Annotated in this window: 23 protein-coding genes; 7 read left to right on the forward strand and 16 right to left on the reverse strand. The window is 70.6% G+C overall.

The genetic code is table 11. The features are described from left to right. Positions 1-100: 100 nt before the first annotated feature. Both ACIGWZ_RS07565 and ACIGWZ_RS07570 read left to right on the forward strand, forming a co-directional pair. Positions 101-1426 carry a PTS transporter subunit EIIC gene (locus ACIGWZ_RS07565; RefSeq protein ID WP_400061799.1) on the forward strand — a complete coding sequence of 442 codons (1326 nt, stop codon included), beginning with the start codon at positions 101-103 and terminating at the stop codon, positions 1424-1426. A 238-nt stretch (positions 1427-1664) separates the two neighbouring features. After that, entirely contained in the window at positions 1665-2957 is a 1293-nt protein-coding gene (locus ACIGWZ_RS07570) for a PTS transporter subunit EIIC (RefSeq protein ID WP_400061800.1), read from the forward strand. 106 nt (positions 2958-3063) lie between these two features. On the opposite strand, the gene ACIGWZ_RS07575 is transcribed toward ACIGWZ_RS07570, so the two are convergent. The 8 genes from ACIGWZ_RS07575 to clpS form a co-directional block, all read right to left on the reverse strand. Beyond that, positions 3064-3816, reverse strand: coding sequence for an MBL fold metallo-hydrolase (locus tag ACIGWZ_RS07575; protein WP_400061802.1), 753 nt, complete (start codon positions 3814-3816; stop codon positions 3064-3066). A 468-nt stretch (positions 3817-4284) separates the two neighbouring features. Further along, positions 4285-5235 carry a PLP-dependent cysteine synthase family protein gene (locus ACIGWZ_RS07580; RefSeq protein WP_400061804.1) on the reverse strand — a complete coding sequence of 317 codons (951 nt, stop codon included), beginning with the start codon at positions 5233-5235 and terminating at the stop codon, positions 4285-4287. A gap of 2 nt (positions 5236-5237) precedes the next feature. Further along, positions 5238-5519 carry a MoaD/ThiS family protein gene (locus ACIGWZ_RS07585; RefSeq protein WP_400061806.1) on the reverse strand — a complete coding sequence of 94 codons (282 nt, stop codon included), beginning with the start codon at positions 5517-5519 and terminating at the stop codon, positions 5238-5240. 155 nt (positions 5520-5674) lie between these two features. Beyond that, positions 5675-5851: a putative leader peptide gene (locus ACIGWZ_RS07590; RefSeq protein ID WP_400061808.1), complete on the reverse strand. Its 177-nt coding sequence runs from the start codon at positions 5849-5851 to the stop codon at positions 5675-5677. A gap of 108 nt (positions 5852-5959) precedes the next feature. After that, a complete protein-coding gene (locus tag ACIGWZ_RS07595; protein WP_400061810.1) occupies positions 5960-6385 on the reverse strand; it encodes a Mov34/MPN/PAD-1 family protein in 426 nt (141 codons plus the stop codon). A gap of 78 nt (positions 6386-6463) precedes the next feature. Then, the gene (locus ACIGWZ_RS07600) at positions 6464-7894 is read right to left on the reverse strand and encodes an amino acid permease (RefSeq protein WP_400061812.1); all 1431 of its coding nucleotides are present in this window, start codon (positions 7892-7894) and stop codon (positions 6464-6466) included. 358 nt (positions 7895-8252) lie between these two features. Next, a complete protein-coding gene (locus ACIGWZ_RS07605; RefSeq protein ID WP_400061814.1) occupies positions 8253-8843 on the reverse strand; it encodes a DUF2017 domain-containing protein in 591 nt (196 codons plus the stop codon). Then, positions 8843-9154: an ATP-dependent Clp protease adapter ClpS gene (gene clpS, locus ACIGWZ_RS07610; RefSeq protein ID WP_400061816.1), complete on the reverse strand. Its 312-nt coding sequence runs from the start codon at positions 9152-9154 to the stop codon at positions 8843-8845. The genes ACIGWZ_RS07605 and clpS overlap by 1 nt, the downstream gene beginning before the upstream one ends. A 108-nt stretch (positions 9155-9262) precedes the next feature. Between clpS and ACIGWZ_RS07615 the strand changes: the two genes are divergently transcribed. Both ACIGWZ_RS07615 and ACIGWZ_RS07620 read left to right on the forward strand, forming a co-directional pair. Then, positions 9263-10591, forward strand: a complete 1329-nt coding sequence (locus ACIGWZ_RS07615) for a nicotinate phosphoribosyltransferase (RefSeq protein WP_400061818.1) — start codon at positions 9263-9265, stop codon at positions 10589-10591. Positions 10592-10761: 170 nt separating this feature from the next. Further along, positions 10762-11358, forward strand: coding sequence for an isochorismatase family protein (locus ACIGWZ_RS07620; protein ID WP_400061820.1), 597 nt, complete (start codon positions 10762-10764; stop codon positions 11356-11358). A gap of 133 nt (positions 11359-11491) precedes the next feature. Here the strand turns inward: ACIGWZ_RS07620 and ACIGWZ_RS07625 are convergent, their stop codons facing one another. Continuing rightward, positions 11492-11863 carry a hypothetical protein gene (locus ACIGWZ_RS07625; protein ID WP_400062035.1) on the reverse strand — a complete coding sequence of 124 codons (372 nt, stop codon included), beginning with the start codon at positions 11861-11863 and terminating at the stop codon, positions 11492-11494. Positions 11864-11985: 122 nt separating this feature from the next. Then, complete coding sequence (locus ACIGWZ_RS07630; RefSeq protein ID WP_400061821.1) at positions 11986-14376, reverse strand: immune inhibitor A domain-containing protein; 2391 nt, start codon at positions 14374-14376, stop codon at positions 11986-11988. Between the two features lie 431 nt (positions 14377-14807). Here ACIGWZ_RS07630 and ACIGWZ_RS07635 point away from each other — a divergent pair, with 431 nt between their 5' ends. Further along, the gene (locus ACIGWZ_RS07635; protein WP_400061823.1) at positions 14808-15092 is read left to right on the forward strand and encodes a hypothetical protein; all 285 of its coding nucleotides are present in this window, start codon (positions 14808-14810) and stop codon (positions 15090-15092) included. A gap of 49 nt (positions 15093-15141) precedes the next feature. On the opposite strand, the gene ACIGWZ_RS07640 is transcribed toward ACIGWZ_RS07635, so the two are convergent. Together ACIGWZ_RS07640 and ACIGWZ_RS07645 are read right to left on the reverse strand one after the other, a co-directional pair. Next, the gene (locus ACIGWZ_RS07640; protein ID WP_400061825.1) at positions 15142-15867 is read right to left on the reverse strand and encodes an RDD family protein; all 726 of its coding nucleotides are present in this window, start codon (positions 15865-15867) and stop codon (positions 15142-15144) included. A gap of 144 nt (positions 15868-16011) precedes the next feature. Further along, positions 16012-17607 carry an RDD family protein gene (locus ACIGWZ_RS07645; RefSeq protein WP_400061826.1) on the reverse strand — a complete coding sequence of 532 codons (1596 nt, stop codon included), beginning with the start codon at positions 17605-17607 and terminating at the stop codon, positions 16012-16014. Between the two features lie 238 nt (positions 17608-17845). On the opposite strand from ACIGWZ_RS07645, the gene ACIGWZ_RS07650 reads away from it, so the two are divergent. Continuing rightward, the gene (locus ACIGWZ_RS07650; RefSeq protein WP_400061828.1) at positions 17846-18322 is read left to right on the forward strand and encodes an SsgA family sporulation/cell division regulator; all 477 of its coding nucleotides are present in this window, start codon (positions 17846-17848) and stop codon (positions 18320-18322) included. Between the two features lie 23 nt (positions 18323-18345). On the opposite strand, the gene ACIGWZ_RS07655 is transcribed toward ACIGWZ_RS07650, so the two are convergent. The 4 genes from ACIGWZ_RS07655 to hppD all read right to left on the reverse strand — a co-directional run bounded on the left by ACIGWZ_RS07655 (position 18346) and on the right by hppD (position 23026). Then, positions 18346-19797 (reverse strand): dihydrolipoyl dehydrogenase family protein, encoded by a 1452-nt coding sequence (locus ACIGWZ_RS07655; RefSeq protein WP_400061830.1) that lies wholly within the window; start codon positions 19795-19797, stop codon positions 18346-18348. Between the two features lie 73 nt (positions 19798-19870). Next, complete coding sequence (locus tag ACIGWZ_RS07660) at positions 19871-20164, reverse strand: ribosomal protein L7/L12 (protein ID WP_400061832.1); 294 nt, start codon at positions 20162-20164, stop codon at positions 19871-19873. Between the two features lie 232 nt (positions 20165-20396). Beyond that, complete coding sequence (locus tag ACIGWZ_RS07665; protein ID WP_400061834.1) at positions 20397-21761, reverse strand: FAD-binding oxidoreductase; 1365 nt, start codon at positions 21759-21761, stop codon at positions 20397-20399. Between the two features lie 110 nt (positions 21762-21871). Beyond that, positions 21872-23026, reverse strand: a complete 1155-nt coding sequence (hppD, locus tag ACIGWZ_RS07670; RefSeq protein WP_400061835.1) for a 4-hydroxyphenylpyruvate dioxygenase — start codon at positions 23024-23026, stop codon at positions 21872-21874. Positions 23027-23155: 129 nt separating this feature from the next. Between hppD and ACIGWZ_RS07675 the strand changes: the two genes are divergently transcribed. Then, positions 23156-23623 carry an Lrp/AsnC family transcriptional regulator gene (locus ACIGWZ_RS07675; protein WP_400061837.1) on the forward strand — a complete coding sequence of 156 codons (468 nt, stop codon included), beginning with the start codon at positions 23156-23158 and terminating at the stop codon, positions 23621-23623. Positions 23624-23625 lie beyond the last annotated feature (2 nt).

Raw genomic sequence — 23625 nt, forward strand, 5'->3', positions numbered from 1 at the left:
CCCGTCGAACGGGACTTGTCGAACGACCCCGCCGATGGACCCCGTCGACGGGACCGGCTCAACGGACCTGGTCGGGACGCCGACCGCCGGGAGGACGGAGATGAGCGCGAACGCCGCGGCGGCGGAGCCGAGGAAGCGGCCGGGGAAGAGCAGGGCGTCGGCCGTCTTCCAGGGCCTGCAGAAGATGGGCCGCAGCCTTCAGCTGCCGATCGCCGTACTGCCCGCAGCGGGCATCCTCAACCGCCTCGGCCAGCCGGACGTGTTCGGCGACAAGGGCCTGGGCTGGAACGACGTCGCCAAGGTGTTCGCGGGTGCGGGCGGCGCGCTGCTGGATTCGGGACTGGGGCTGCCGCTGCTGTTCTGCATCGGCGTCGCCATCGGGATGGCGAAGAAGGCGGACGGTTCGACGGCGCTGGCGGCGGTGGCGGGCTTTCTCGTGTATTTCGCGGTGCTGCACCAGTTCCCGGTGATCTGCGGTGCGGGGCAGACATTCACGCAGGCGGGACCGTGGGGCGGGGTGTGTGTCGACAAGGGCGGGAACGCCACCCAGGCGACCTTCCAGAATCCGGGGGTCTTCGGCGGCATCGTCATGGGCTTTCTCGCCGCCTGGTTCTGGCAGCGGCTGCACCGGGTGAAGCTGGTCGACTGGCTGGGCTTCTTCAACGGCCGCCGACTCGTACCGATCGTGATGGCCTTCATCGGTCTGGCCTTCGCGGTGGTGTCCCTGTGGATCTGGCCGCCGATCGGTGAGGCGCTGACCGCCTTCAGCAAATGGCTGACGGATCTGGACTGGCTCGGGTCGGGGCTGTTCGGTGTCGCCAACCGCGCGCTGCTGGTGATCGGGCTGCACCAGTTCCTGAACACCTTCGTGTGGTTCCAGTTCGGCAGTTATACGGAGCCGGACGGCACGGTCGTGCACGGTGACATCAACCGGTTCCTGGCGGGCGACCCGACCGCGGGGCAGTTCACCACCGGCTTCTTCCCGATCATGATGTTCGCGCTGCCGGCCGCGGCGCTGGCCATTGCGCACTGCGCCAAGCCGCATCGCCGCAAAGAGATCGCCGGAATGATGCTGTCGGTCGGGCTGACGTCCTTCGTGACGGGCGTGACCGAGCCGATCGAGTATTCCTTCCTCTTCGTCGCACCGTTGCTCTATGCGCTCCATGCGCTGCTGACCGGTGTGTCGATGGCGGTGAGCTGGGCGCTGGGGGTGCACGACAGCTTCAGTTTCTCGGCGGGGCTGATCGATTACGTCATCAATTGGGGGCTGGCGACCAAGCCGTGGCTGATCATTCCCATCGGGGCGTGTTTTGCGGTGGTCTATTACGCCGTCTTCCGGTTCGTGATCACGAAATTCGACCTGCCGACGCCGGGGCGCGAACCGGACGAGGTGGGGGACGCCATGGAGGAGGAGAACATCAAGTAGGCGGCGGAGCAGGCGGCGGCCGTCGCCCCGCACCCGGCCCCCAGGTCCCCGGACTTGGGGGCCGTCGCCGTGTGGTCCACACCACTTGGAAGAATGGATTCCTTTGTTCCGGGACGGCGTGCTAAGAATGGTCTAAACCACCAGTGGTGTAGACCAAGGTGTAGACCAAAGACCAGGGTAGACCAAACAAGCGGGCCGTCCCCCTCTTCCGAGTGCCCGCCTCACCAGGAGGAATCCGATGAGTTCGGACACTGCCGCGAAGGCGGCCCCGGAGAAAAAGGGCCGCGGCTCCAGCGTCATGGCAGTGGGGCAGCGCATCGGCCGCAGCCTCATGCTGCCCATCGCCACGCTGCCCGCCGCCGCGCTGATGGTCCGCCTGGGCCAGCCCGACATGCTCGGCAACAAGACCCTCCCGGCATTCCTGAACAAGCTCGCCGAGTTCATGGCGGCCGGCGGCGGCGCCCTGCTCGACAACATGCCGCTGCTGTTCGCGGTCGGTATCGCCATCGGCTTCGCCAAGAAGTCGGACGGCTCCACCGCCCTGGCCGCCGTCGTCGGCTACCTGGTCTTCAGCAAGGTTCTGGGCACCTTCACCGACGACAACCTCCCCAAGGTCCAGCAGGTCGTCGACGGGAAGATAGCCGAGGTCGCGCCGCCGGTGAACGCGGGCGTCCTCGGCGGTGTCGTGATCGGCATCGTGGTCGCCCTGCTCTACCAGCGCTTCAGCCGCAAGAAGCTCCCCGACTGGCTGGGCTTCTTCAGCGGTCGCCGGCTCGTCCCGATCCTGGCCTCGTTCGCCGGCCTGGTCATCGGCATCGTCTTCGGCTACATCTGGCCGGTCCTCGGCGCCGGTCTGCACAACTTCGGTGAATGGCTGGTCGGCTCGGGCGCCGTGGGCGCGGGCATCTTCGGCGTCGCCAACCGCGCGCTGATCCCGGTCGGCATGCACCACCTGCTGAACTCGTTCCCGTGGCTGCAGGCCGGTGACTTCCACGGCAAGCACGGCGACATCGCCCGGTTCCTGGCCGGCGACCCGAGCGCCGGGCAGTTCACCACCGGCTTCTTCCCGATCATGATGTTCGCCCTGCCGGCCGCCTGCCTGGCGATCACCCACTGCGCCCGCCCCGAGCGCCGCAAGGTCGTCGGCGGCATGATGGCCTCCCTGGCCCTGACCGCCTTCGTCACCGGCGTCACGGAGCCGATCGAGTTCACCTTCATGTTCATCGCGCCGGTGCTGTACGCGATCCATGCGGTGCTCACCGGTGTGTCGATGGCGCTGACCTGGGCCCTGGGCATGAAGGACGGCTTCGGCTTCTCGGCCGGCGCCATCGACTTCCTGCTCAACCTGGGCATCGCGTCCAAGCCCTGGATGCTGGCACTGGTGGGGCTCTGCTTCGGAGCGCTCTACTACGCGGTCTTCCGCTTCGCCATCGTCAAGTTCAACCTCCCGACGCCGGGCCGCGAACCCGACGAGGAGCTGCCCGAGCCCGAGCAGGCCAAGGCCAAGAGCAAGGCGGCCCTGGCCAAGTAGGCCCGGACCCCGGACGGTGCAACGGCCTCCCCGCGAAGAAGCGGGGAGGCCGTCGGCGTTCCCGGGAAGCCGCGGGCCGCACGGCCGGCGCCCCGGCCGCGGGCCTTCAGATCTCGTACGACGCGCCCGCCTTGGCGACCTCGACCGGGCCGTCGTAGACCTTCTGCGCGTCGCGGATGTTGATGTCCGGGTCGGTCCACGGCGGGATATGGGTCAGCACCAGGCGGCCGGCGCCGGCCCGGCGGGCGTGTTCGCCGGCCTCGCGGCCGTTGAGGTGCAGGTCCGGGATGTCTTCCTTGCCGTGGGTGAAGGACGCCTCGCACAGGAAGAAGTCGGTGCCCGCGGCGAGGGAGTCCAGCGCCTCGCAGGGGCCGGTGTCGCCGGAGTACGTCAGGGACCGGCCCGCGTGTTCGATGCGGAAGCCGAACGCCTCCACGGGGTGCCTGACCCGTTCCGTGCGGATCGTGAACGGTCCGATGGTCCGCGTACCGGGCTCGAGCGTGCGGAAGTCGAAGACCTCGCTCATCGCCCCGTCGTACGGCAGGTCGGCGTGCGCGACGGTCAGCCGGCGCTCGGTGCCGGCCGGGCCGTAGACCGGAATCGGCGCGCAGCGGCCGCCGTCCGGCCGGTAGTACCGCACGACGAAATAGCCGCACAGGTCGATGCAGTGGTCCGCATGCAGATGCGACAGGAGGATGGCGTCCAGGTCGTAGAGACCGATGTGGCGCTGCATCTCGCCGAGGGCGCCGTTGCCCATGTCGATGAGCAGCCTGAAGCCGTCGGCCTCCACGAGGTAGCTCGAGCAGGCCGATTCCGTGGAAGGGAACGACCCCGAGCATCCGACGACAGTGAGCTTCATGCGGGCGTGAACCTCCGTGGGCGGGGGCGGCGGGACGGGGGCCTCCCCCTGCTCACGGGGTCTCCGCCCTGCTCGAGCGGGGTCGAGAGGGCGGGGGAGCCGTGGAGAGCTCGGGGAAGGGTCCATCCGGGGTTTCTCGGCGGGTCCTTGCCGGTATGTGCCGGGTCTTGGGTGGTTCTGTGCGGTGCCCACGAGCGTAAGGCGCGAACGGTCCCCTGGCGCCTGTAGCGGGGCGAGCTGTGGGCGGAATCACCAGTCCGGGTGGGGCCGTACGTCCGGCATTGCGCCGTCTTCGATTCTCCCGGGCGCGCGCGGTGCGGGGACGGCCCGCGGTGCGGCGGATCGCGCCGGGCGCCCGCCGCTGCCCCGGTCGCCACGGCGCCGCGCCGCCGGAAGTGCGGCGCCGCCGTGGCACGGGGCCACGGCGGCGGGGGGACGGGCGCGGCCGTTCGGCCGGACGGGCGATGCCTAGGCCCAGAGCTGGCCGTGCAGGGTGGCGATCGCCGCTTCCGTCGACTCGGCGGTGTAGACGCCGGTGGAGAGGTACTTCCAGCCGCCGTCGGCGACGACGAAGGCGATGTCGGCGCTCTGCCCGGCGCGTACCGCCTTCTTGCCGACGCCGATCGCGGCATGCAGCGCCGCGCCCGTGGAGATGCCCGCGAAGATGCCTTCCTCGGCGAGGAGTTCGCGGGTGCGGCGGACCGCGTCCTCGGAGCCGACCGAGAAGCGGGTGGTCAGGACGGACTCGTCGTAGAGCTCGGGGATGAAGCCCTCGTCGAGGTTGCGCAGGCCGTAGACGACGTCGTCGTAGCGCGGCTCGGCGGCGACGATCTGGACGCCGGGGACGTGCTCGCGCAGATAGCGGCCGACGCCCATCAGCGTGCCGGTGGTGCCCAGGCCCGCCACGAAGTGGGTGACGGAGGGGAGGTCGGCGAGGATCTCGGGGCCGGTGGTGGCGTAGTGCGCACCGGCGTTGTCGGGGTTGCCGTACTGGTAGAGCATCACCCAGTCGGGGTGCTCGGCGGCCAGCTCCTTGGCGACGCGTACCGCGGTGTTGGAGCCGCCGGCCGCGGGCGAGGAGATGATCTCGGCACCCCACATGGCGAGCAGTTCGCGGCGCTCGGAGGAGGTGTTCTCCGGCATGACGCACACGATGCGGTAGCCCTTGAGCTTGGCCGCCATGGCGAGCGAGATGCCGGTGTTACCGCTGGTGGGCTCGAGGATCGTGCAGCCGGGGGTGAGCCGGCCGTCCTTCTCGGCCTGTTCGATCATGTGCAGCGCGGGCCGGTCCTTGACCGAGCCCGTGGGGTTGCGGTCCTCCAGCTTCGCCCAGATGCGGACGTCGTCGGAGGGCGAGAGGCGCGGCAGGCGGACGAGAGGGGTGTTCCCGACCGCCGCCAGCGGGGAGTCGTAGCGCACCGTCAGACCATTCCGCCGGCCACGGCCGGGAGGATCGTGACGTTGTCGCCGTCGGCCAGCTTGGTGGAGATGCCTTCGAGGAAGCGCACGTCCTCGTCGTTGAGGTAGACGTTCACGAAGCGGCGCAGCTGCTGCTCGTCGTCGACCAGGCGGGCGCGGATGCCGGCGTGCCGGGTCTCCAGGTCGGCGAAGAGGTCGGCGAGGGTCTCGCCGCTGCCCGGGACGGCCTTCTCGCCGTCGGTGTAGGTGCGCAGGATGGTCGGGATTCGGACCTCGATGGCCATGGGAGTGCTCCTGTGGGAGTGGGGTGGCGGGCGGGTGCTGTGCGTCCGGGTGCGGGGCGGCGCTGGGGCCGTACGGCGTGCCGGGAGGCGTCGGGTGACGCGGGGGTGCGGGAGCGCCGGGCGGTGCGTGCCGCGCGCCCGGCCGGGGGGCCGGGTCAGGCGGCGGCGCAGCGCGGACAGATGGCGCTGGAAAGGCGGCACAGATCGACGTGCAGCCGTGCGGCTCCGCAGCCGAACGCGCCCAGCAGGGCAGATGCGGAGCGACGCGTGGCGAGCGGAGCGAGCAGCAGCATGCCCGGCCTCTTCTTCTCGCTCACGTCGTGGTCAACCATGCGGTCATCGTATCGATTCCCGGTCCGGGTATTGGAACCTCGTCCCATGATGCGGACGATCGGTGTACGCCAGGTGGGACGCGATCATGCGCGGGGCCCGCCGGGCGGTCAGGAGTACGCCGTGACGACCTCGACGTCCTCCTCGGTGACCTGGCCGTCGACGATCCGGAACGAGCGGAACTGGAAGGGTCCGGCGTCGTCGGCGTCGGCGGTGGAGACCAGGACGTAGTGGGCGGCGGGCTCGTTGGCGTAGGAGATATCCGTCCGGGACGGGTAGGCCTCGGTGGCGGTGTGCGAGTGGTAGATGATCACCGGCTCCTCGTCCCGGTCGTCCATCTCGCGGTAGAGCTTGAACAGGTCGGAGGAGTCGAATTCGTAGAAGGTGGGCGAGCGGGCGGCGTTCAGCATCGGGATGAACCGCTCGGGGCGGCCGCTGCCGGCCGGACCCGCGACCACGCCGCAGGCCTCGTCGGGGTGGTCCTGGCGGGCGTGCTCGACGATCCGGTCGTGGAGGGCCTTGGTGAGGGTCAGCATGCGGCCAAGAATAAGCAGAGGGCCCGTACGTACCGAAGGATGGTACGCACGGGCCCACATGCTGGACAGGCTGGAAGGTCAGTCCTTCTTGGCGAGACCGGCCGCCGCGTCCCGGCGCTTGATGCACAGGTAGCCGACGCCCAGGATGAGCGCCCAGACGGGAGCCGCGTAGAGCGAGATCCGGGCGTCCGCGTCGACACCCATCATCACGATCACCATGGCGATGAAGGCCAGCGCGAAGACCGAGGTGTAGGGGCTGCCGGGAGCCTTGAACTCGGACTGCGGCAGCTCGCCGCGGTTCGCCTTGGCGCGGTAGCGGAGCTGGGAGAGCAGGATGACGATCCAGGCCCACATACCGGAGATGGTGGCGAAGGAGACGACGTAGTTGAACGCGTCACCGGGCCACTGGTAGTTGATGTAGACGCCGAACAGCATCATCGCGACCGAGACGCCGGTACCCCAGGTGGGCAGGCCGTTCTTGCTGAGCTTGGTGAAGAACTTCGGGCCCTGGCCGTTGAGCGCGAGGTCGCGCAGCATCCGGCCGGTGGAGTACATGCCGGAGTTGGCCGAGGAGAGCGCGGCGGTCAGCACGACGAAGTTGACGATGCCGGCGCCGGCCGGGAGGCCGATCTGCTGGAAGGCGGCGACGAAGGGGCTGACGCCCGGCTTGAAGGCCGTCCAGCTGACGACGGACAGGATGATGATCAGCGCGCCGATGTAGAAGAGGCCGATCCGCCACGGCACGGTGTTGATCGCCTTGGGCAGGACCTTCTTGGGGTTGGTCGCCTCGCCCGCGGTGACGCCGACGAGTTCGACGGCGAGGAAGGCGAACATCACGATCTGCAGCGTCATCAGCGTGCCGCCGATGCCCTTGGGGAAGAAGCCGCCGTGGGACCACAGGTTGGTGAAGGAGGCGGTGTCACCGGCGTCGGAGAAGCCGAGGGTGATCACGCCGAGGCCGATCAGGATCATGCCGATGATCGCGGTGACCTTGACCATCGAGAACCAGAATTCCAGCTCACCGAAGATCTTTACGGAGATCAGGTTGATACCGAAGAGCGCACACGTGAAGACGAGTGCCGAGGCCCATTGCGGTATGCCCTCGTTCCAGTACTGCACATAGGTGGCCGCCGCGGTCACTTCCGTGATGCCGGTGACGACCCAGAAAAGCCAGTACGTCCAGCCGGTCACAAAACCGATGAACGGGCCGAGGAATTCCCGGCCGTACTCGGAGAAGGAGCCGGAGACGGGCCGGTACATGAGCAATTCGCCCAGAGCCCGCATGATGAAGAAGATGACCAGACCGACGATGGCGTAGGCCAGGATGATGCTGGGCCCGGCCATGGAGATGGCCTTGCCCGCTCCGAGGAACAGGCCAGTACCGATGGCGCCACCAATGGCGATCATCTGGATCTGGCGGTTTCCCAGACCCCGCTGGTACCCCTCTTCGGGCTCCGTTCCAGCGGCCTCGTTGCCGTCGTGATGCTTGTCGACCTGCACAGAGGTCATGAGTGGTGCGCCTTTCTCCATTCCGACCCGGTCTGTCCGGGTCGGGTCCCGACCCCCCGGATGGAGTTCCTGCACGCCGACGGTCGGCCGGCTCAGCGCTCCCGCAGCGACAGGGGTGGCGTCACTCACGGCAGGTCGTGAACATTTATCACGGTCCTACGGAGATCAACTAATGTTGGCGTGGGCCAGATCACATGGATATCCGGACAAAGGTGAAGAGCCGCGACAAGACACACACCTCTGTGTGACGCGATCGTTATTCGGATTTGAGCATCCGCTGAGCGAACATCAGGCAAACATGCAAAAGCCCCGGTCGGGGGCACCGACCGGGGCGGAACATCAGGCTTTGGGCGAAAGGTCAGCCCATCAACGACTCGACGAGGGTCTCCTGCAGCCCGCCGAGCCAGAGGTAGGCCATCACCATCGGCTTGCGAGGGTCGGTGTCGGGCAGCCTGAGCAGTTCGCCGCCGTCCTCCTCGTCGGTGACCTCCAGGCGGGTGCCGATGGCGAGCCGGAGGTCGTTGAGGGCACCGAGCCACCGACGGCACTCGTCGGGCTTCAGGCGCAGCACCGCGCCCTGGTCGAGGCCGGGGCTCAGCGCGTCCAGCGCGCGGACCAGCGCGAGGGCGTCCTCGCGCTTGCGGGCGCGCAGGTCGTTCTCGGTGTAGCGGCGGAATTCGGCGGCCGCGGCGCGGACGTCGTCGTCGGGGACGAGGTCGGGGCCGCCGTAGGCGTCGGGGAAGAGGCGGGCCAGGACCGGATCGGCGGGCGGTTCGCTGGGGCCGTCGTTGAAGATGGAGGCGAGCGGGTCGTCGGTCTCGTCGCTCTCCTCCCCCGGGCCGATCAGCTCCATCAGCTGGACGGCGAGGCTGCGCAGGATGGAGATCTCGACCTCGTCGAGGGCGACGGCGGCGCCGCCGTCGGGCAGGGGCTCGAAGTGGCCGGCCATCAGGCGCGGTCCTGCTGAAGGGTCGCCCACAGGCCGTAGCCGTGCATGGCCTGCACGTCGCGCTCCATTTCCTCGCGGCTGCCGCTGGAGACCACCGCGCGGCCCTTGTGATGAACGTCGAGCATCAGCTGATGGGCCTTGTCCTTGGAGTAGCCGAAGTACGACTGAAAGACGTACGAGACATAGCTCATGAGATTCACGGGGTCGTTGTGAACGATCGTCACCCATGGGACGTCGGGTTCGGGAACCTCGAACGGTGCCTCGCTCGACTCGGGACGCTCGATCTCCACTGGAACACTCACACGCCCCATGCTGCCACCCGGGGGCGGCCGACGCACAAACGCCCCTCGCGCGGGTCGCGATGGAGGCCCGGCAATGAAATCGTCAAAGTGACGAGTAATGGGGGTAGCATCGCTCCCATGAACACAGCAGACCTGGGGCTGCCGGTGGCCGTGCCGTCGACTGCGCTCTTCACCGACCAGTACGAACTCACCATGCTGCAGGCCGCGTTGCGGTCCGGGACCGCGGACCGGCGCTCCGTCTTCGAGGTCTTCACCCGCCGACTGCCCGAAGGCCGCCGCTACGGCGTGGTCGCCGGCACCGGACGGGTGCTGGACGCCGTGGAGAATTTCCGCTTCGACTCGACCATCCTCGACTTTCTGCGTGACCGCCGCATCCTGGACGAGGCGACGCTCGCATGGCTGGCCGACTTCCGCTTCCGCGGGGACATCTGGGGCTACCCGGAGGGCGAGGTCTACTTCCCCGGCTCGCCCCTCATGCGCGTGGAGGGCACCTTCGCCGAGGCGGTACTGCTGGAGACGGTGATCCTCTCGATCCTCAACCACGATTCGGCGGTGGCCGCGGCCGCCTCCCGGATGGCGGTGGCGGCCGGCGACCGGCCGCTGATGGAGATGGGCGCCCGCCGCACCCACGAGCTGTCGGCGGTGGCCGCGAGCCGCGCCGCGTACGTCGGCGGCTTCCACACCACCTCCGACCTGGCGGCCGGCTTCCGCTACAACATCCCCACCGTCGGCACCAGCGCGCACGCCTTCACCCTGCTCCACGACACCGAACGGGACGCCTTCACCGCCCAGGTGGACACCCTGGGCAGCGGCACGACGCTCCTGGTGGACACCTTCGACGTCACCGAGGCCGTCCGTACGGCCGTGGAGGTGGCGGGGCCCGGCCTCGGCGCCGTGCGCATCGACTCCGGGGACCTGCTGCTGGTCGCCCACCGGGTGCGCCAGCAGCTGGACGAGCTGGGCGCCGAGAAGACCAGGATCGTGGTGACCAGCGATCTGGACGAGTACGCCATCGCCTCGCTGGCCGCCGCACCGGTGGACGCGTACGGCGTCGGCACCCAGCTGGTGACCGGCAGCGGCCACCCGACCTGCTCGATGGTCTACAAGCTCGTCGCGCGCGCCGACAGCGATGCGCCGGACGCCCCGCTGCGGCCGGTGGCGAAGAAGTCGATGGGCGGCAAGACCTCCGTGGGCGGCCGCAAGTGGGCGGCCCGGCGGCCGGACGAGCACGGGGTCGCGGAGGCCGAGGTCGTCGGCACCGGGCCGGTGCCGGACGAGCTGGCCGGGCACCAGCTGCTGGTCCCGCTCGTACGCGGCGGCGAGGTGGTGGCCCGGGAGCCGCTCGACGCCGCCCGCGAACGGCACCTCTCCGCCCGCGCCGGACTGCCGCTCTCGGCAACCCAGCTCTCCCGCGGCGAACCGGTCATCCCCACCGAGTACGTGTGAGCCGCGCGACGCCCGCCGGGGGGCCGGCGGGCGTCGGGGGCCGGCCCGTGGGGCGGCCGGCGGCCGAAAGGGGCGCGGTCGGACACTCCCGCAATCGGCGCCGAATGGCTACCCTCGGTCACATCACCACACCGCGCCCCTCCCCGATTCCCAGCCGGAAGGCACGCACCATGCACCGGGCATTGATCGTCGTTGATCTGCAGAACGACTTCTGCGAGGGCGGCAGCCTCGCGGTGGCGGGGGGTGCGGATGTCGCGGCGGCCATCACCGATCTGGTGGGGCAGGCGGCCGGCAGCTGTTACCGCCATGTCGTGGCCAGCCGGGACCACCACATAGACCCCGGCGACCACTTCTCCGACACCCCGGATTACGAGCACACCTGGCCGGTGCACTGCCTGGCCGGCACCGAGGGCAGCGGCTTCCACCCGAATTTCGCGCCGGCCGTCGCCTCGGGCGCCATAGACGCGGTCTTCGACAAGGGCGCCTACACCGGGGCGTACAGCGGTTTCGAGGGCGCGAACGAGAACGGCACCGCGCTCGCCGACTGGCTGCGCGAGCGCGCGGTCACCGAGGTCGATGTGGTCGGCATCGCGACCGACCACTGCGTCCGCGCCACCGCCCTGGACGCGCTGCGCGCCGGGCTGCGCACCCGCGTCCTGCTGGATCTGACCGCGGGCGTGGCCGCGAGGACCACCGAGCGGGCGCTGGAGGAGCTGCGGGCGGCGGGCGCGGAGCTGAGCGGCAAGCCGGTCATCGTCCGGAGCTGAGCGGCACGGGCGTACGCGCCGAGCGGTAAGGGCGGCACGGACGTACGGACGACCCCGGCACACGGGGGGCAGCCCGGTGCGGTGGACGCCCGCGGCGGAGGGCGGCGGGCCGGATGGCCCACCGCCCGGTGCCTCAGCCGGCCACCACCGCCGGGACCGGAGGGGGCAGGGCCGGGGCCGGGGCCCGCAGGAGGGCGCGTATCGGGTGCCAGGACTCGGTGTCGTCGTCCGGCGTCTCGCGCCAGACCAGGCCGTCGGGGTGGTGCAGTACGGCCGTCACCTCGTCCGGCGTCGGCGGTTCGGAATTGCCGCGCAGGTAGACGGCCCGCAGTCCGTGGTTGCGCAGCCTGGTCAGGGCGCGCTGGCGGTTGCCGGCGTGGACCAGGACCCGTACGCGGCAGCCGCAGTCGTACAGGCCCGAGCGCGCGCCGTGGGGCGGTCTGGGCAGCGAGAGGGCGACCACCACGCTTCCGCCAGGAAGCCTGATGAAGCCGCCGCCGGTCATTGTCATATCTCCCCCGTGAGACTTCGCGTCAACAAGGAACTCGTAGGACGCATCTAAACGCGAACGGCCGCCACCCGCCAAGGGGTAACGGCCGATTCGCCTCTGACCTGCAACTTTACCTTTTACTTACCTGCGGGGCCGACCACGAGGATCACCACGGAGCCGTTCGGGGCCTCCTTGGCGATCCGGATCCGGGTGTTGGTGTCAGGAACGATCACGCCGCCGGTCGGGTTCGACTTGTCGTAGTAGACGCCGTGCCGGTCGTCGAAGACCGTCACGCCGCGCTTGGACTTGATCTTGGTGACCTTGCCGTCCTTGTGGAGGGTGAGGGCATCCGTGCGGTAGCGGGTGAAGGTCGAGTCGTAGGACTGGAAGCGGTTGCGCATCAGCTTGCCGTCGGCCCACTTCTCGGCCTTGGGGTGCGCGTCCACGGGGAGGATCTGCCCGTAACCGGGGTGCTTGCCGACGTTGTTGTCGGGCTGCGAGGTGTCCCAGAGCCAGATCAGTACGCCGTTCTGGTACGGGAAGTGCTCCACCCAGCCCGGCTTGGCCGTGAGCCAGCCGAAGTTGTACGGGCCGGACTTGAGGGTCTTGTCGTACGACACGTACTGGCGGTTCTCGGCGATGTAGTACTGCGGGTAGTCCTTGGTGAAGGACTCGCCGACGTGCGAGAAGCCGGTGGCGCTCCAGCCGTTGTCGCCGTCCTCGGCGTTGTCGGTGAACAGCGGCGTGCCGTCGGCGACCACGCTGAGGGTGTCGGCCGCGAAGCCCTTCTGGGCCGCGCCGCCGTCGGTCTGGTAGCGGAAGCGGAGGTCGATCTTCTTGCCCGCGTAGGCGTCCAGCGGGTAGGCGAGGTCCTGGTAGGCGGTGACGGTGCCGGTCAGGGCGGGCTTGTCGCCGCCGTCGCGGGGGATGGCCTTGCCGTTGGCGGTGCCGTCGAGGGGCGTCCAGTCCTTGCCGCCGTCGGTGGAGACCTCGGCGTAGAGGTAGTCGTAGTCCTTTTCGATGTCCCACCAGCCCTTGAGGGTGAGGGACGCCTTGGACCTGCCGGTGAGGTCCACGGACCGGGTGAGGGTGTTCTTCAGGTCGTTGCCCATGCCGCTCCACCACTGGCGGGCGCCTTCGGCGGGCCGGACGATATCGGTCCTGACCGGCTTGGCGGGCAGTTCGACGACCACGGCCTGCTTGTGCCGGGTGTTGTATTCGGCGACGCCCAGCCGGTGGAACGACTTGGTCGCGGCCTTGGCCTTGTCGTAGTTGAGCCAGCCCAGCTGGAGCTTGTCCCAGGCGCTCATGTCGCCGGGCAGATCGCCTATGGCGTGCTTGCCGGTGCCCAGCCAGGAGCCGGCCGACATCAGCGACCAGAAGTCGACGGAGGACTCGCCGGCGCCGGTGGTGTCGTACTCGTCCGGCAGGCCCAGGTCATGGCCGTACTCGTGGGCGAAGACGCCGAGTCCGCCGTTCTCCGGCTGCATGGTGTAGTCGCCGACCCAGATGCCGGTGTCGCCGATCTGGGTGCCGCCCGCCTTGTTGCCGGCCGGGCCGCTCTTGCCGGCGTCGGTGCCGTACGCGTACCAGCGGTGCGCCCAGATGGCGTTCGTCTTCTGGACGCCGCCGCCCGCGGACTCGTCCTCCCCGGCGTGCACGATCTGGAAGTGGTCGATATAGCCGTCGGGCTCGTTGAAGTTGCCGTCGCCGTCGTGGTCGTAGCGGTCCCACTGGTCGTACTTGGCCAGGTCGGTCTTGATCTCGGCGTCGGTACGGCCCTTGGCGCGCTGGTCCTTGGCCCACTGATTGACGCCGTCGCGGATCAGGTCCCAGGCGTTGGCGCAGTTGGTCTGGCCGCAGTAGTTGGAGCCGTAGCGGGCCTCGTTCGCGTCGACCTTGACCCAGTCGGAGACCTCGCCCTCGACGGAGTAGCGGCCCGAGGACTGCTTCTCGTAGTACTGGGCCAGCGACGGCTTCTTCTTGTCGTGCGAGAAGTAGAGGTCCTGGAAGTGCCGGCGGCTGAAGTCCTTCTGCCAGGCCGTGCTGTTGTCCTTGGCGCGGTCCGGTTCGGCTATGCGGTTGTGCGCGGGTCCCGGGTCGCCGCCGTATTTCTTCACCGGGGGCTGGGGGCCGTCGCCGTCCGGGTCGAACATCGTGGTGTCGTCGACCGTGTCGCCGAAGTCCACCAGGATGGTGAAGATCTTGTCGGTCTTCTGCCGGGCCAGTTCGGCGTACTTGCCGTGGTCGAGCCGGACGACCTTCGAGCCGCCGCGGTCGGTGAGCCGCGCGGAGCCGGCCATCACCTGCTCGAGGGCCTCCTTGCGCTGCGCCGCCTGCTTGTCGCTGAACGGGCCCTTGAGGTCGTGGTCCACGGCCCGTTCGGGGGCCGGGTCGTGGCCGGCGGTGCGGGGTGCCGGTGCCGGTGTGCCGGCCGTGGCCACCCCCGACGACAGAACGGCCGCCCCGATCGCGGCGATTGCCGTGGCCAGGGCGGCCGGTCCGAACACCGGTCTGTGGTTTCTCACTTGGCGCTCTCCTCCCCTTCGAGCGGTCACTGTTCGACGGCATTCGACCGGAAGCGCGGTGAAAAAGACAGATCTTGACTTGCTCATGCTCAGGGAAGTACGTTAACCGGCCCGCGAGTTGCGGCTATCGGACGCCGGGCGGCGGGGCCGGACGGCCGCGCGGGGAGTCGTTCCGGTCATCTTCCGCCTCTCCTCCACTCGCCGATGCATATGCCTCCCAGGCATGCGCCCCCGCCCCGGTCAGGCCGGACACCTCTTCCCGCCGCCCCTCGCACGCACTTTCGGCCACCGTGTGCGCCCCCCGTGCTCCGGGCCCGTGGGTTAGGTCACGCTTACCTGTCGTTCCGCTCGGGCAATAAGGACCGTAGGGTCGTGTGATGGCGCGCCCTTGACCTCCACCCTCCGCCGACCCTCCGAGGACGGATCCCGCCATGCCTCGTCCGACCGCCACCCAGCTCGCCTACGGCTCGGCCACCGTCTTTCTCTCCACCCTCGCGATGCTGCTGCTCTCGCAGACGGAGACCGGTATCGGGGTCGCGGTCATCGCCCTCGCCGGGCTCGGGCTCGGGCTCCTGGTCGCCATGACGGTCCCGATGCCGGGAATGTCGCGGGGCGCTCGCCGTCCGGTGCTGCGGGGCAAGTCGCCCGCCGCGCCCGCCCCTTTGCGGGCCGTGCCGGCGCCCGTCGAGACCCGCATCCGCGAGCACTCGGGCTGAGGGATCGCCGGAGCCCGGGGGTCACCGGAGCCGGTCGGTCCCTTGTCCATCAGGCCGTCGAGACGACCACCGTCTTGGCGGCCTTGTCGTGCAGACACTGCTGATACGGCTTGTCCCAGGTGCACCACAGGACGTTGACCAGCCAGAAGACGAAGCCGCAGCAGGGCACGATCTCCGGCAGGGTGTAGACCGCGGCCCGGATCCAGCCCGCCTGGCCGGCCGGCACCGCGCCGTTCGCGAGCATCGCGACCCGGATCTTCATCGCCATCTTGCCGACGGTCTGGCCGCACCTGGTGAGCATCAGCCCCTCGTAGAGGAGGTACACCAGCATGGTCACGCCCGAGACGGTGGCCTGTTTGCTGGTCTCGACGCTGCTGGTGCTGGTGTAGTCCACCCAGCCGACGATCAGGTTCATGATCAGGGTGACCGGTACGCCGATGATGACGGCGTCGATGATCCGCGCGACCAGCCGGCGGCCGCGGTTGGCCAGCGGCGGCATCCCGGCCAGCGGATCGGCCGCACCGTACTCGCCGCCGTACGGGTTCTGGGCGTAGGGGCTCCCGGAGTAGGGCTGCCCGGAATACGGGCCGCCGCCCTGGCCGCCCGTGGCGTCCTGGCCGCCCGTCCCCTCCTGCGAGGGGCCGCCGGCCCCCGGGGAGCCGTTGTAGGTGCCGCCGCCCTCCGAGGGCTCCTGCGGAGGTGGTGGTTTCTTCCGGAACGGATCGTTCTCCGGCGGTTCACCGGAGCCGGGGCCCGGAGGCTGATCGCTGCTCATGGCCCGAGTCGACCGCCTCCGGCGGCCCGCCGCATCCGGCGAAGTCCGTTCGGGGGACGCCCGCGGCGAACGGACCTCGAACGGGGCACGGGGGCGCGTCCGTTCGCCGGACACGCCCCCGGACCCGCCGCAGGTGAGACTCCGTCAGTCCGATGCGGGTGCCGCGTCGGAGGCCACGAAGGTCCGCGCGAGCTTGTCGTGCCAGCACTGCCGCCACGGCTGGTCGAACACGCACCACACGGCGTTGACGACCCCGATGGCCAGGACCCCCAGCAGGCTGTAGCAGAACCAGCGCTTGAGGGCCGCGCCGAGGGTGGGGGTGTCATGGCTCTCGATGTCCAGCACCCGTACCCCGCACAGCTTCTTGCCGAGCGTGCGGCCCCACTTGAGGGTCGGCAGGACCTCGTAGAGGCCGCCGCCGATCAGCAGGACGGCCAGCACGACGGCGAAGATCGGGGTGGTGGTGCCGTCGAGCAGATAGACCGTCACCTGGCGGCCGGACTGCTTGGCCGCCTCCACCTTGGCGTCGATGTGGTCCGTGACAGTGCCCCACAGCGGGACGGCGGCCGCGGCGGTGACCGCGCCGAGCACCGCGGAGTCGATCAGCCGGGCCGCGAGGCGGCGGCCGAGACCGGCCGGATGGCCCTGGGCGGCCTGCGCGGCCGCGAAGAAGACGTCGGCGGTCGGCGGCTTCCAGGGGATGACGCCGTCGGCACCGGGGGCGGCGCCGCCCTGCGGCGGGAAGCCGGCAGGCGGGGCGGACGCCTGCGGAGGCTGCGCACCCTGGCCCGGGAACCCCGGCCGGCCGGGGAACTGCTGGGCCGGGCCGCCGTGCTGCGGGGCGCCCTGCGGCACGCCGCCGCCGGACGGCAGGGACTGCGGAGCGGCGTTCCCGGGCGGGGCGGACTGCGCGGCGGACTGCGCGGCGGACTGCGCGGCGGCCTCGCCCCGCGGCAGACGGAACGCCATCGTCTGGTTGCCCTTGGGGGGCTCGGCGGGGTTGCCGGCGTCGGCCGGGTTACCGGCGCCCGGCCGTACCGCGCGGATGGCGGTGGTGCCCTGGTCGGCGGCGGGCCCCCGGCCGGGCTTGACCGCGCGGATCGCGGTGGTGCCGTGGTCGGCGGGTCCCCGCCCGGCGGCGTCCCGGCCCGGCTTGACGGCGCGGATGGCGACCGTCCCGTCGGCGGGGGCCCCGGGCTGACGGGGCGCGGGCGTACCGGCCGGATCGCCGGACTCCGCGGCGGCCTGCTCCTCGCGCTGCCCAGGCACCGCGCCCCAGGAGGCCGCGCCGGAGGGCGTACCGGCGGCTGCCTGGCCGGGCTCGGGCGAACCCCAGGAGACCCGGTGGTCGCTCTCGCCGCCGAGGCCGCCCTGCCGGGAGGCGTCGGCCTGCCAGGCGGTGGCCGGTTCGGGGCTGGTGCCGTGCAGCCGGGCCGGATCGTCCCAGCTCGCGACGGCGGGCTGCGCCGCGGCCTCGCCGGGCCGGCGGACGGCCGGTACCTGCGCGCCGCCGGTGTCCTCGTCGAGGAAGACCGGGCCGGTCTCGTCGAAGGCGGGCGGCGCGGGGGCCGCGCCGGGCGGCGGTGCGGGCATCGCCTCGCCCTCGGCCGGGGCGGGCCGGCTGGTGCCCGGCACCCATGCGGCACCGTTCCAGTACCGGATGTAGCCGGGGATGGACGGGTCCGGGTAGAAGCCTGGCGTGGGGCTGTCGCCGGCGGATCCTGAGGTAGGGGCGCTCATGTCCGAAGTCCCGTATCTGTACTCGGCCTGGTGGGTGTGGGGTGCAGTCTGCCGCAACGCAGCGTCCACATCTATCAGACGCCGGGCCGCATCTGTACGGATGCCCGCCCACGAACACCTGGAAGAGGCCCGGGAAAAAAGTTGTGCGAAGTCGCGTAATGGTCCGGCCGGTGGCGGCTCTCTTCCGGTGCGGGCCCGTCAATGGGTGCCGTACAGGGAACGAAGAGAGGCGGACGCGATGCACACCGTGGTGGAACGAGAACTCGAACTGGGCCTGGTGCTGTCGCCGGAGCGCAGCATTCCGGTGCCGGCCCGGCTGACGTACCGGACGGATGACCCCTACGCCGTCCATGTCACCTTTCACGTCGGTTCGGACTCCCCCGTCAGCTGGACCTTCGCCCGCGAACTGCTCGTCGAGGGCGTGTTCCGGCCGTGCGGCCAGGGGGACGTGCGGGTGTGGCCGACGAAGCTGGACGGGCGCAGCCTGGTCTGCATGGCGCTGTCCTCCCCGGACGGGGACGCGCTGCTGGAGGCGCCGGCCGCGGCGGTCTCGGCGTGGCTGGAGCGCACGCTGCGGGTCGTGCCGCCGGGCTCGGAGCAGGGGCATCTGGGCATCGACAAAGGGCTGAGCGAGCTGCTGGCCATGGCGCCGGGCACGGAGGGGTGGCCGGGTGAGCCCTGGGCGTCGGAGGAGTTTCCCGAGGCCGGGGCGTAGCGGTGGGTGCGGGGGCGGGGGCCTCAGCCCCGGTAGGCCTCCAGCAGCCGCAGCCACACCTCGCTGATGGTCGGGTATGCGGGCACCGCGTGCCACAGCCGCTCGATGGGGACCTCGGCGACGACGGCGACCGTTGCCGAGTGCAGGAGTTCGCCGACGCCGGGGCCGACGAAGGTGACCCCGAGCAGGACTTCGCGGTCCAGGTCGACGATCATGCGGGCGCGGCCGCGGTAGCCGTCGGCGTAGAGGGAGGCGCCGGCGACCGCGCCGAGGTCGTGGTCGACGACGCGGATGCGGTGGCCGGCGCGTTCGGCCGCCGCGGCGGTCAGGCCGACGGAGGCGACTTCGGGGTCGCTGAAGACGACCTGGGGGACGGCGGCGGTGTCGGCGGTGGCGGCGTGGGCGCCCCAGGGGCCGTTGTCGAGGAGGGGGACCTGGCGGGCGCGGGCGGTGATGGCGGCGCCCGCGATGCGGGCCTGGTACTTGCCCTGGTGGGTCAGCAGGGCGCGGTGGTTGACGTCGCCGGCGCCGTAGAGCCAGTCGCCGGGCACGTCGGTGACCCGGCAGGTTTCGTCGACCTGGAGCCAGGAGCCGGGTTCGAGGCCGATGGTTTCCAGGCCGAGGTCGTCGGTGCGCGGGGCGCGGCCGGTGGCGATCAGCAGCTCGTCGGCGATGATCTCGTCGCCGGTGTCCAGGGCGACGGTGACCGGGCCGCCGGGTGCCTCGCGGCGGACCTCGCGCACCTCGACTCCGGTGCGCAGGAACACGCCGGCCTCGGCGAGGGATTCGGCGACGAGGTGTCCGGCGAACGGCTCCATGCGGAGCAGCAGTCCGTCGCCGCGGACGAGGAGGGTCACCGAGGCGCCCAGGGCCCGCCAGGCGGTGGCCATTTCGATGCCGACGACGCCGCCGCCGACGACCACGAGGCGGCCCGGGACGCTCCGGGCGCTGGTGGCGTCGCGGCTGGTCCAGGGCTTGGCGTCGGCCAGGCCGGGGATGTCCGGGAGGGCCGGGCGGCTGCCGGTGCACACCGCGACCGCGTGCCGGGCCCGGAGCATCCGGCCGTCGACGGACACCTGCTTGGGTCCGGCCAGCCGGGCGTGCCCGCGGACGAGGTCGATGCCGGCCGAGTCCAGCCAGCGCACCTGGCCGTCGTCCTTCCAGTACGAGGCGATGGCGTCGCGGTGGGCGAGGACGTCGGGTGCGTGGAGGGGGCCGGCCGCGGCGTCGGCGAAGCCGGGGACGCGACGGGCCTCGGAGCGGGCGGTGACCGGGCGCAGCAGGGCCTTGCTGGGCATGCAGGCCCAGTAGGAGCATTCGCCGCCGACGAGTTCGCTCTCCACGATCGCCACGCTCAGTCCGGCGGCGTGGGCGCGGTCGGCGAGGTTCTCTCCGGTGGGCCCGGCCCCCAGCACCAGGACGTCGTAGGTGTCGGCTGCGGCTTCGGCCGCTCGGGTGGCTTCGGTGGCTGCCATCGGCTCGTCGCTCTCCCTGCGTGGGCGGGGTGGCCCGGCGGGCCCTTGGAGCCATCCTGGGTGCGAGGGGCCGTCAGCGCATCCGGCGTTCGACCGCTTCCTTCGCCTCGGCGAGCCCGGAGCCGGTCGCTTCGCGGTGCAGTTTGATGGCCTGGATCTTCTTGCCCGCCGCCAGCAGCCGGTCGATCTCGGCCGTACGGGGGTCCTGGGGCTCCTCCACTCCGACGTGGGCCATGAGCCGGTCCACCTTCTCCTCCAGACGCGCCAGGCGCCGCTCCAGCGGCTTGGAACGGCGGTCCACGGAGGAGGCGAGCACGCCGACGGCGAGCACGACGAGCGCTATGGAGGTGAGCGAGGTGTTGTCCATACCGGGAGCCTACTGATCCCTTTTTCTGCGACGGGACTCCGGCCCGGCTGCGGGCGCTCGGGCGGTGAATTCCCCGTCCGCAGAACCCCGTTGTGCGGCGGTCGTCCTCCGCCGGTCCGCGGGCGGCGGCCCGGGGCGTACGCCGGCCACGACGGCGTCATGGTCCTCGCCACGCCCGAGCGGGCGCGGGCGCTGCACAGGACCCTCGGCCCGCGGGTCCTCCGGAACGCCTTCAGAACACCTTGCCCGGGTTGAGGATGCCCAGGGGGTCGAAGACGTCCTTGATGCCGCGGTGCAACTCCAGGCCCACCGGGCCCAGTTCGCGGGCGAGCCAGTCCTTCTTCAGGACGCCGACGCCGTGTTCGCCGGTGATCGTGCCGCCGAGGGCGAGGCCCAGGGCCATGATCTCGTCGAAGGAGGCGCGGGCGCGGCGCTCCTCGTCCTTGTCGGCGGGGTCGAAGCAGACCAGGGGGTGGGTGTTGCCGTCGCCGGCGTGGGCGCAGACGCCGATGGTCAGGCCGAATTTCTCGGCGATGGCGGTGGTGCCGTCGAGCATGGCGGCGAGCTGGGAGCGGGGGACGCAGACGTCGTCGATCAGCATGGCGGGCTTGATCCGCTCCAGGGCCGTGAAGGTCATCCGGCGGGCCTGGAGCAGCAGGTCGGACTCGGCGGCGTTCTCGGCGGGGACGACCTGGGTGGCGCCGGCTTCCTCGCACAGGGCGCCGACGGCGGCGAGGTCGGCGGAGGGGTCGGGGGTGTCGAAGGCGGCGAGCAGCAGGACCTCGGTGGATTCGGGCAGTCCCATCTGGGCCATGTCGTTGACGGCGCGGATGCTGGTGCGGTCCATCAGCTCCAGGAGCGAGGGGGCGTGGCCGCGGGCCATGATGTCGGAGACGGCCCGGCCGGCGGCGGTGACGGAGTCGAACTCGGCGACCAGGGCGAGCTGTTGGGGCGGGTTGGGCCTAAGGGCCAGGGTGGCGCGTACGACGACGCCGAGGCTGCCTTCGGAGCCCACGAAGAGGCGGGTGAGGTCGTAGCCCGCGACGCCCTTGGCGGTGCGGCGGCCGGTCGTCAGGAGGCGGCCGTCGGCGAGGACGACGTCCAGGCCGAGGACGTACTCGGCGGTGACGCCGTATTTGACGCAGCACAGGCCGCCGGCGGCGGTGCCGATGTTGCCGCCGATGGTGCACGTCTCCCAGCTGGAGGGGTCCGGCGGGTAGTACAGGCCGTGTTCGTTGACGGCGCGGGAGAGGACGGCGTTGATGACGCCGGGCTCGACGACAGCGAGCCGGTCGACGGGGTTGATCTCCAGGATGCGGTCCATTTTGACCAGGGACAGCACGATGCAGCCGTCGGTGGCGTTGGCGGCGCCGGAGACTCCGGTCCGTGCCCCTTGGGGGACGACGGGGACGCGCAGCTCGGTCGCCGTGCGCATGACGTGCTGGACCTGTTCGACGGTGCGCGGCAGGACGACGACGGCGGGCGTGCCCGCCGCGCAGAAGTTGGCCATGTCGTTGGCGTAGGAGCCGGTGACATCGGGGTCGGTGAGGAGGGCTTCTTCGGGGAGCCCGGCGCGCAGGTGTCCGATCAGGTCCATGCCCTCAGCCTCGCACCCGTGGGCCGTACACGGAAGATCGCGTACGGCCCGGGGTGCCGGGGCGCCGCCCGTGCCCGCTCGGGGCCGTGGGGGAGGTCGGCGGCCGGTGGTCAGAGGTTGCCGCGCTTCTCCTGCTCCCGCTCGATCGCCTCGAAGAGGGCCTTGAAGTTGCCCTTGCCGAAGCCCATGGAGCCGTGTCGCTCGATCATCTCGAAGAAGACGGTCGGGCGGTCCTGGACCGGCTTGGTGAAGATCTGCAGGAGGTAGCCGTCCTCGTCGCGGTCGACCAGGATCTTCAGTTCGCGCAGCGTCTCGACGGGGACGCGGGTCTCGCCGGCCCAGTCGCCGAGGGTGTCGTAGTAGGAGTCGGGGGTGTCGAGGAACTGGACGCCGGCGGCGCGCATGGCGCGTACCGAGGCGACGATGTCGTTGGTGGCCAGGGCGATGTGCTGGACGCCGGGGCCGCCGTAGAACTCCAGGTATTCGTCGATCTGCGACTTCTTCTTGGCGAGGGCGGGCTCGTTGAGCGGGAACTTGACCTTGCGGGTGCCGTCGGCGACGACCTTGGACATCAGGGCGGAGTATTCGGTGGCGATGTCGTCGCCGACGAACTCCTTCATATTGGTGAAGCCCATGACGTTGTTGTAAAAGGCGACCCACTCGTCCATCTTGCCGAGTTCGACGTTGCCGACGCAGTGGTCGATGGCCTGGAAGCGGCGCGGGCCGGGCTCGACGATCGGGCCGGCGGCGACGAAGCCGGGGAGGTAGGGGCCGTCGTAGCCGGTGCGCTCGACGAGGGTGTGGCGGGTCCGGCCGTAGGTGGCGATGACGGCGCGGACGACGGTGCCGTGCTCGTCCTTCTCCTCGTAGGGCTCGGTCAGGCCGGTGGCGCCGTGCTCGACGGCGTAGGCGTAGGCGGCGCGGGCGTCGGGGACCTCGATGGCCAGGTCGATGACGCCGTCGCCGTGGGCGGCGACGTGGTCGGCGAGGAAGCGGCCCCAGTCGGTGGTGGGCTTGATGACGGAGGTGAAGACGAAGCGGGCGCCGCCGGATTCGAGGACGTAACTGGCCGTCTCGCGGCTGCCGTTCTCCGGGCCGCTGTAGGCGACGCGGGTCATGCCGAAGGCGGTGGAGTAGTAGTGGGCGGCCTGCTTGGCGTTGCCCACGGCGAAGACGACCGCGTCCATCCCCTTGACCGGGAAGGGGTCCGCCTTTCGGGCCGTGGCGGGACTGGTGGGCTGGGGGTGCATCGTGGTGTCTGCCATGGCGGCAGGGTCCCCCCGATCCACAAGGTGCGCAATAGTTTCCGTATCTACTGGGCATTACGTATAGCAGGCAGGGGGTTTTGCCGGGCTATCTGTACATGATGACCATCGAAATCGGAGGAGGCGGCGATGGCGATCGATCATTTGGACGGGGCGCTGCTGGAACTGCTGGCGCGCGAGCCGCGGATCGGGGTCCTGGAGGCGTCGCGGCAGCTGGGGGTGGCGCGCGGGACGGTGCAGGCGCGCCTGGACCGGCTTCAGTCGAATGGAGTGATCAGGGGTTTCGGCCCGGACGTGGACCCGGCCGCGCTCGGCTATCCGGTGACCGCGTTCGCCACGTTGGAGATCAAACAGGGGCAAGGAAGCGCCATCCGCGCTCATTTGGCGACCGTTCCCGAGGTGCTGGAGCTGCATACAACGACGGGACATGGGGACATGCTCTGCAGGCTCGTTGCGCGTTCGAACGCGGATCTGCAGCGTGTGATCGACCTGGTTGTGGGTTTTGATGGGATCATGCGGGCTTCGACGGCAATCGTCATGGAAAATCCGGTTCCGTTGCGGATCATCCCGCTGGTGAAGCAGGCATCGGGCGACTGACG

The sequence above is a fragment of the Streptomyces sp. NPDC053427 genome, from assembly GCF_044544985.1.
Lineage (GTDB): Bacteria > Actinomycetota > Actinomycetes > Streptomycetales > Streptomycetaceae > Streptomyces.

Excerpts from the sequence above, each read along its gene's own strand:
- ACIGWZ_RS07605 (WP_400061814.1), bottom strand. The coding sequence starts at position 8,843 with ATGGCCGGCCACTTCGAGCCCCTGCCCGACGGCGGCGCCGCCGTCGCC.
- ACIGWZ_RS07615 (WP_400061818.1), top strand. The coding sequence starts at position 9,263 with ATGAACACAGCAGACCTGGGGCTGCCGGTGGCCGTGCCGTCGACTGCG.
- ACIGWZ_RS07620 (WP_400061820.1), top strand. The coding sequence starts at position 10,762 with ATGCACCGGGCATTGATCGTCGTTGATCTGCAGAACGACTTCTGCGAG.
- ACIGWZ_RS07570 (WP_400061800.1), top strand. The coding sequence starts at position 1,665 with ATGAGTTCGGACACTGCCGCGAAGGCGGCCCCGGAGAAAAAGGGCCGC.
- ACIGWZ_RS07585 (WP_400061806.1), bottom strand. The coding sequence starts at position 5,519 with ATGGCCATCGAGGTCCGAATCCCGACCATCCTGCGCACCTACACCGAC.
- ACIGWZ_RS07660 (WP_400061832.1), bottom strand. The coding sequence starts at position 20,164 with ATGGACAACACCTCGCTCACCTCCATAGCGCTCGTCGTGCTCGCCGTC.
- ACIGWZ_RS07635 (WP_400061823.1), top strand. The coding sequence starts at position 14,808 with ATGCCTCGTCCGACCGCCACCCAGCTCGCCTACGGCTCGGCCACCGTC.
- ACIGWZ_RS07590 (WP_400061808.1), bottom strand. The coding sequence starts at position 5,851 with ATGGTTGACCACGACGTGAGCGAGAAGAAGAGGCCGGGCATGCTGCTG.
- clpS (WP_400061816.1), bottom strand. The coding sequence starts at position 9,154 with ATGGGGCGTGTGAGTGTTCCAGTGGAGATCGAGCGTCCCGAGTCGAGC.
- ACIGWZ_RS07565 (WP_400061799.1), top strand. The coding sequence starts at position 101 with ATGAGCGCGAACGCCGCGGCGGCGGAGCCGAGGAAGCGGCCGGGGAAG.
- ACIGWZ_RS07575 (WP_400061802.1), bottom strand. The coding sequence starts at position 3,816 with ATGAAGCTCACTGTCGTCGGATGCTCGGGGTCGTTCCCTTCCACGGAA.
- ACIGWZ_RS07650 (WP_400061828.1), top strand. The coding sequence starts at position 17,846 with ATGCACACCGTGGTGGAACGAGAACTCGAACTGGGCCTGGTGCTGTCG.
- ACIGWZ_RS07655 (WP_400061830.1), bottom strand. The coding sequence starts at position 19,797 with ATGGCAGCCACCGAAGCCACCCGAGCGGCCGAAGCCGCAGCCGACACC.
- ACIGWZ_RS07625 (WP_400062035.1), bottom strand. The coding sequence starts at position 11,863 with ATGACCGGCGGCGGCTTCATCAGGCTTCCTGGCGGAAGCGTGGTGGTC.
- ACIGWZ_RS07595 (WP_400061810.1), bottom strand. The coding sequence starts at position 6,385 with ATGCTGACCCTCACCAAGGCCCTCCACGACCGGATCGTCGAGCACGCC.
- ACIGWZ_RS07675 (WP_400061837.1), top strand. The coding sequence starts at position 23,156 with ATGGCGATCGATCATTTGGACGGGGCGCTGCTGGAACTGCTGGCGCGC.
- ACIGWZ_RS07600 (WP_400061812.1), bottom strand. The coding sequence starts at position 7,894 with ATGACCTCTGTGCAGGTCGACAAGCATCACGACGGCAACGAGGCCGCT.
- hppD (WP_400061835.1), bottom strand. The coding sequence starts at position 23,026 with ATGGCAGACACCACGATGCACCCCCAGCCCACCAGTCCCGCCACGGCC.
- ACIGWZ_RS07640 (WP_400061825.1), bottom strand. The coding sequence starts at position 15,867 with ATGAGCAGCGATCAGCCTCCGGGCCCCGGCTCCGGTGAACCGCCGGAG.
- ACIGWZ_RS07665 (WP_400061834.1), bottom strand. The coding sequence starts at position 21,761 with ATGGACCTGATCGGACACCTGCGCGCCGGGCTCCCCGAAGAAGCCCTC.
- ACIGWZ_RS07645 (WP_400061826.1), bottom strand. The coding sequence starts at position 17,607 with ATGAGCGCCCCTACCTCAGGATCCGCCGGCGACAGCCCCACGCCAGGC.